The following is a 1,949-nucleotide window of genomic DNA, read 5'->3' as shown; positions in this document are numbered from 1 at the left end:
GAATCCGAGCGGAGCACTTACTGTAGAAGCCGATGTTGCCGGAACAGTGCAGGTTCAGAACGGCGTGACATACAGAGAACGCGCAAGACTTGTATATTCCTCTACAAATGTCACAACCGGAGCATGGACTCAGCTTCTAGCATCGGTTGGTGCTACCGCAATCAAAGAAATTGAGATTTTTGATAATTCGGGAGAGACTTTGGAGCTTGGGTTGGGTGCAGCTGGCTCAGAAACCTCATCTTCTTTCATAATTCCTGGTGGAAATGGGCGAATCCCGTTGCAAATCCCCGCAGGAACACGTCTTTCGATTAAAGCAGTATCAGCAACCGCAAATTCTGGTGAACTCATTATAAACATGTACGGTTAATCCGTACACTTCCTTGAAAGGGGATGCCGACGGAACAAATTGGACATCGCAAAGTGGATATTGGTCGTAAAAAGGCTTGACAGACCAGCCAGAATATGATACAATACTTCAGGAGGTCTGCAATGGGGAAAGTACTCAATTTCAGGCTGAAGAAGCAGCAGAAGATATCTGAAGACCGGGTCGCTGAGCGGGTTAAAGCGGCATTTGAAGAAGCTAGAAAGCATGGAGCAGGTTTAAGTGCTGAAGATTACAGAGGGTTTGTTATGCTATTGCTTGCAGATATGATAGTATACGTCATAAAAAGCGGATGGTACACAGACCCAGCAGAAGCTATTAAAAAAGGTGTAGATATTCTAGCAAAGAGGTTCGGATAATGGATTTTTCTAAGCTTTTCATAGGTATAGCGGACTCTCCCGAGCTTGCTTTAACGGCATTCGTCATCGGGATGATGTTCCTAGGCATACATAAGCTTGTGAAAAGTTTATTTAAATTCTTCGGAGGCCACTTAGAAAGTATTGATAATAACTTCAAAGCTGTCTCAGCTGACTTGACAGGACTGAGAATAGAGATTACAAAGATAGGTGAGAAACTGGAAGCTCAAAGCGAGCTAATTGACCATAAAATTGAAAACCTCGACAGACGTGTTGAGAAACTAGAAAGGAAAGATTCATGAAGAATAGACAGGAAGCACTCTCTAAACTAGCAGAAGGGCTCGATCAAATCATCGCTGACCATGCTGAACGTCTCGCTCAACAAAAAGCAGAAATGCCTGAAGAAGGTATGGAAGACGAAGAGGGCATGGAAGAGGGCGAAGAAGAAGGCATGGATATGTCTGCAGGTGGTGCGGGTGTGACCCCTATGCCCGAACCAGGAGACGAAGGCGAGCCAATGGCTGAAGAAGGCGAGATGCCTGGAAGGTGAAGAGATGCCAGAAGGCGAAGAGGACGATGAAATGGCTAAAGTTAAGCAAGAGCTCGCAGATCGCCTTAAATCACAGCCAAAAGCAATTCGCCGATAATAAGGGGAAGGCCCCATGCTCTCAGTAACTGAATTAATCGCTGACGTGAAAGACCGCGCATCAGTTCCGGCTGATGACGAGCGGATAACCAACGCACTTGTTACAAAACTACTTAATCAATGCCTTGACGAATATATATACCCTACTCTTCTGAAGATTTCGGAAGAATTTAATGTTGTAAAAACCCTAGTACCACTGACAACTACCGCAGGTACTCCCGCATTCCCTAATAGCCTCGTCCCTCTTCCTAAGCGAGCATATGGACGAGTTCTACGTGAGATAAAATATTTTGATAATTCCGAAAATTTATACAACATTCCATATGTCTCTCTCGAGGACGAAGATAAATTCATGGCTGGCTCCAGTTACTCAGCCTCACCTTTCGGTTTTCACTTTGTAGGCGATGCGGTTAAGTTGGTTGGTATTGACGTAGCTAAGCTCACTGGAAAACTCGTACTGCATTATATCATCGAACCAAACACGTTAGAGCAAGCGACCACCCTTTACGCTCCAATTTACAACATCGACTATGTTGGAAGCGAGATAAGGTTTTGGAGAGATAAT

General features: G+C 44.6%; 5 protein-coding genes. All 5 read left to right on the top strand.

All coding sequences use genetic code 11. From position 1 onward, the window contains the following. The coding region (locus EBR25_13580; GenBank protein NBW42013.1) for a hypothetical protein at positions 1-367 on the top strand (367 nt) is incomplete at its 5' end. A 122-nt stretch (positions 368-489) separates the two neighbouring features. Continuing rightward, positions 490-741 carry a hypothetical protein gene (locus EBR25_13575; protein NBW42012.1) on the top strand — a complete coding sequence of 84 codons (252 nt, stop codon included), beginning with the start codon at positions 490-492 and terminating at the stop codon, positions 739-741. Next, positions 741-1,040 (top strand): hypothetical protein, encoded by a 300-nt coding sequence (locus tag EBR25_13570; protein ID NBW42011.1) that lies wholly within the window; start codon positions 741-743, stop codon positions 1,038-1,040. The genes EBR25_13575 and EBR25_13570 overlap by 1 nt, the downstream gene beginning before the upstream one ends. After that, positions 1,037-1,288: a hypothetical protein gene (locus EBR25_13565; GenBank protein ID NBW42010.1), complete on the top strand. Its 252-nt coding sequence runs from the start codon at positions 1,037-1,039 to the stop codon at positions 1,286-1,288. The genes EBR25_13570 and EBR25_13565 overlap by 4 nt, the downstream gene beginning before the upstream one ends. Before the next feature lie 112 nt (positions 1,289-1,400). After that, positions 1,401-1,949 (top strand): hypothetical protein (locus EBR25_13560; GenBank protein NBW42009.1); only part of this gene is annotated, 549 nt, incomplete at its 3' end.

This window comes from bacterium, assembly GCA_009926305.1.
GTDB lineage: Bacteria > Bdellovibrionota_C > UBA2361 > UBA2361 > RFPC01 > RFPC01.
Note: the sequence above shows the minus strand (reverse complement) of the source record. Positions and strands in the feature narration are given on the sequence as shown.

Bases quoted from the DNA above. Each gene is read 5' to 3' on its own strand.
- EBR25_13570 (NBW42011.1), top strand. From the start codon at position 741: ATGGATTTTTCTAAGCTTTTCATAGGTATAGCGGACTCTCCCGAGCTT.
- EBR25_13565 (NBW42010.1), top strand. From the start codon at position 1,037: ATGAAGAATAGACAGGAAGCACTCTCTAAACTAGCAGAAGGGCTCGAT.
- EBR25_13575 (NBW42012.1), top strand. From the start codon at position 490: ATGGGGAAAGTACTCAATTTCAGGCTGAAGAAGCAGCAGAAGATATCT.